This is a genomic window from Bartonella jaculi, from assembly GCF_039543045.1.
Taxonomy (GTDB): Bacteria; Pseudomonadota; Alphaproteobacteria; order Rhizobiales; family Rhizobiaceae; genus Bartonella; species Bartonella jaculi.
Window position 1 is genome coordinate 1 of record NZ_BAABIZ010000060.1, and the last position, 3,632, is coordinate 3,632.

Annotated in this window: 7 protein-coding genes; all 7 read left to right on the forward strand. The window is 37.1% G+C overall.

Features of this window, described 5'->3' with window-relative positions:
• A partial coding sequence (locus ABD915_RS08985) for a dATP/dGTP diphosphohydrolase domain-containing protein (RefSeq protein WP_345117523.1) occupies nt 1-301 on the forward strand: 301 nt, incomplete at its 5' end.
• On the forward strand, nt 298-738 hold the full coding sequence (locus ABD915_RS08990; protein ID WP_345117525.1) for a coiled-coil domain-containing protein: 441 nt from the start codon (nt 298-300) through the stop codon (nt 736-738). The genes ABD915_RS08985 and ABD915_RS08990, both read left to right, overlap by 4 nt.
• An 8-nt stretch (nt 739-746) precedes the next feature.
• Nucleotides 747-941, forward strand: a complete 195-nt coding sequence (locus tag ABD915_RS08995) for a hypothetical protein (protein WP_345117526.1) — start codon at nt 747-749, stop codon at nt 939-941.
• Nucleotides 942-985: 44 nt separating this feature from the next.
• Nucleotides 986-1,453 (forward strand): crossover junction endodeoxyribonuclease RuvC, encoded by a 468-nt coding sequence (locus ABD915_RS09000; protein WP_345117528.1) that lies wholly within the window; start codon nt 986-988, stop codon nt 1,451-1,453.
• Nucleotides 1,453-1,818: a DUF1376 domain-containing protein gene (locus tag ABD915_RS09005; protein ID WP_345117530.1), complete on the forward strand. Its 366-nt coding sequence runs from the start codon at nt 1,453-1,455 to the stop codon at nt 1,816-1,818. Before ABD915_RS09000 ends, ABD915_RS09005 begins: the two co-directional genes overlap by 1 nt.
• Nucleotides 1,808-2,875 (forward strand): DUF1376 domain-containing protein, encoded by a 1,068-nt coding sequence (locus tag ABD915_RS09010; protein ID WP_345117532.1) that lies wholly within the window; start codon nt 1,808-1,810, stop codon nt 2,873-2,875. The genes ABD915_RS09005 and ABD915_RS09010 overlap by 11 nt, the downstream gene beginning before the upstream one ends.
• Before the next feature lie 227 nt (nt 2,876-3,102).
• The gene (locus tag ABD915_RS09015) at nt 3,103-3,528 is read left to right on the forward strand and encodes a hypothetical protein (protein WP_345117534.1); all 426 of its coding nucleotides are present in this window, start codon (nt 3,103-3,105) and stop codon (nt 3,526-3,528) included.
• The last annotated feature ends 104 nt before the right edge of the window (nt 3,529-3,632 follow it).

Consider the following 3,632-nt stretch of genomic DNA (forward strand, 5'->3'; position numbering starts at 1 on the left):
TGGCAAGGCGCGTGTTGAATTAATCCCACCGTTGGCACTGATTGAAATCGGTAAAGTTTTAGAGTTTGGGGCAAAGAAGTACGGAGCAAACAATTGGCGTAATGGCATGCACTGGAGCCGGTTTCACGGTGCTGCCTTACGTCATTTATTAGCATGGTTTGGTGGAGAGAATAAGGATGCGGAGAGTGATTTATCACACTTGGCACATGCGGCTTGTTGCCTTCTTTTTTTAATGGAATGCGAAGCACAACAAATTGGTCATGATGACCGGCTTAAGAGCAAAGAATGGAGATCAAAATGAGTTTAAATGAAATGATAGCGATAGTTGTGTTTGTGGTGTTTGGAGTCTTGCTTTTATGCGGAGTGATGTTTCGTTTTGCATTGCATTATCGCGATCAAGCTAAGGTGCTTAAAAAGCGGATTGAAACTCTAAAAATCAATATTAGGGATTTAGAAGAAGAACTCAAAAATAAACAGCGTGAATGTTCAATAGAAATTCAGGATATCATTGATAAGTGTGTTAGGGATATAGAAAAATATCGTGCGGATATTAAAGAACTTAATCAAAAGATAGATGCGTATGATGAAGCGTTCAAACGGAAAAACGATCTTATAGATACACTAAAAGCAGAAGTTCAATCACGCAATGGGGAAATTGAAAAACTGAAACAAGAGCTTAAGCAGCGTGATGCGTCTGTGAAAAATCCTTCTCATAAGAATAAGAAGAAAAGTAAGTGAGAAGAGAGATGGGCTTTATTGCACTTATTATATCTTGTTATGCAGCTTATATCGCTTTTAAAACCGTAAAAGTGCTTAAACAAGAGATAGATGAAAAAGATAAAATAATAGACGAGCAAAATAAGCTAATCCAAAAATTATCTCATCGTAACATTTCCTATTGTGTAAATTGCAGCAAAATTGTGTGCAGAGAAGTTGTTTAAAGCCCCATTCTAAAAGGAATAATCGGTAAATACAGGTGATTTAAATGTCTCATACAATCCTTTGTTTTGATCTAGGTACGAAGATGGGATGGGCGATACATGGGGCAAGTGGTGATATATTCAGTGGTAGCGTGAATTTTCAATCACGCCGTTTTGAAGGCGGTGGAATGCGTTATTTGCGTTTTAAGAGATGGCTTACAGAAATGAAACAGACAGCAGGTGGCATTGACGCGGTGTATTTTGAGGAGGTGAGGCGTCATGTTGGAACCGATGCAGCGCATGTTTATGGCGGTTTACTAGCAACGTTAACAGCATGGTGCGAGCATCATCAGATACCGTATGAAGGCATTCCAGTTGGTACGATTAAGAAAGCGACAACAGGGAAGGGGAATGCGTCTAAAAAAGAGATGATAGAGGCAATGCGTGCAAAAGGACACGCGCCTTGTGATGATAATGAAGCGGATGCTTTAGCAATTTTACATTTAGTTAAAGAAAAGGAGATCTTAGAGTGATGTCCAGTCATAAAGTAGCGTATGTTAAGTTTAGTACAGATAAGCTTTTAAAAGAGCTGATGGGTTTAAAAGCAACAGAGAAGGCTGTTTATACAACCCTTGTGTTGCTTATGAATGATAGAAAAGCACCTCTTATTAATAATGCATCTTACTTATCGAGTTGGTGTGGGTGTTCAATAAGAACGTTTCAAAAGACATTAGAGAGCTTAATCAACACGGGTCATATTACGCGTTTAGAGAATGGTAGCTTATGGCATAAGTCACTAGCCTTTGATTATACGATTAGCAAATTTTCAGAAAGAGCTTCAAAAGCAGCGCATATGAGGTGGAGCAAAAGAAAAGAGGAGGCAATGCATGTCAACTAAGTTGCCATGGACGAGGCTTTTTGCAGATAAGTGGGCAATGGTTGTTGATTATTTGCCTGCTGTAGAGGGCAATATTTATATGCGATTACGGTTACGTATGTTGCGTACTGGTGAGCCTCTTTCTTATAACCTTAAAGTTTTATCTCATTACACTGGTTATTCAGTGAAGAAGTTTGAAGCAGCGCTAAATGTCTTGCTTGAAGAAGGATATCTTATTCGTTTGGAAGATGGTCGCTTATGGAATTTAGATGTTGAGGAAGAACTCAATAACTCTAATGAGAATTTAGATAAATCTTCAGAAAAGGCATCAAAAGCAGCAAAAGCTAGATGGGATAAAAATAAAGATAAAAGTGATCATGATGCACGTGCAATGCATGAGCAATGCACGTGCAATGCACGTGCAATGCATGAGCAATGCATGGAAATGCACAATAACATTAACATTAACAATAACAATAACATTAACAATAAGATTAACAATAACAAAAAAAATAAAAATATTATTTTATCAAAAAAAGAAATTGAATTTGAAAATTTAGAAACAACTGATTTGCTTGAAAAGCCAAGCGAGTGTGATGATGTTCAATCAAAAGAAATCAAGATGATTGAGAAATTGCCTTCACGAAAAGTTGGAAAGGTTGGCAAACAACTTTCAGAAATCGTTGAAAAGATGATGCCTGCTTATTTCCCAGAGAAAGCAAGCTTTTTTGAAGAAACCAAGAAAACGAGGGAAAAACAAGAAGTTGAAAGCATGTTAGAAGATTTCAAACCCGATTTGCAATACGCAATTGAACAAGGATTAACGCGTGATGAAGCGTTATCAGAATTTAAAAAATTTATACGCTTTTCAAAAGCCAATCCATGTCGAAATGCTCATGAACGCGATTGGCAAAAGGCTTGGTATAAGTGGATTACGCATCCAGAATATGGATTGGTAATGAAGAAACACGCAGAATCAGAAATAAAAGAACTATGTACCATATTTTCTGAACCGCTAACAGAGACCTTGGCAAAATATATCAGCAATACAGAGCCTATCAGTTCATTTGCAACATAATGAAATCGTATTTAGTTGCATTTGAAAAAACAGCAAAATAGTAAAAAGTGCTGATCATTTTGAGATTAGACATGCGTTTAAATCGATAAAAAGGCACCGTACAAAGCGATTTTAGATTTTTATGATAGAAACCATATTGAAAATAAAAACGCTACTGTACGGTTCAATTTGAGGCAAATAAACCCATTGGTAAAATTATGGATTTAGACAAGGGGATATTAAACCAGATGTTCTTAAGAAACCGTAAGTCAAGACAGCAAAAAAAATTTATTGCAACGGCGGTGGGGCATGCCCCATGGGGATTAGGGGTTAGTGAGTATTTTTACAATCTTTACGAATATGAAGATGGGATGAGAGAATACGAAGAATTTGAAGGTGGTCAATATCATGACATGCCGGAGAGAGTTGATTATAGTACAAAGGCGCAAGTGAAAGCATGGATATACGGAGGTGATTTACCAAGGAGCGTCTTGAGTTATGAAGCGTTGATAGACGAGGTGAATGAGAAGATACAAAGGCATGGGGAAGATACACTGATTTGTGAGATTACGAATGATGGTGAGATAGGTTATTCACAAGCTTATGATATGGACAGAGAGCTAGCAAAAGCGCTTGATATTCAATTAGGTAAGTACCAAAATGAAAAAAAGTGAAAAAAATAAAAAATACGTATTGACTTTAAAGCGAAGCTGGTTTAAAAGGGTCGACAAGTGCTTAAAAACCACTTGTGATAAGCGGATAGACCACGAAAAGGTTT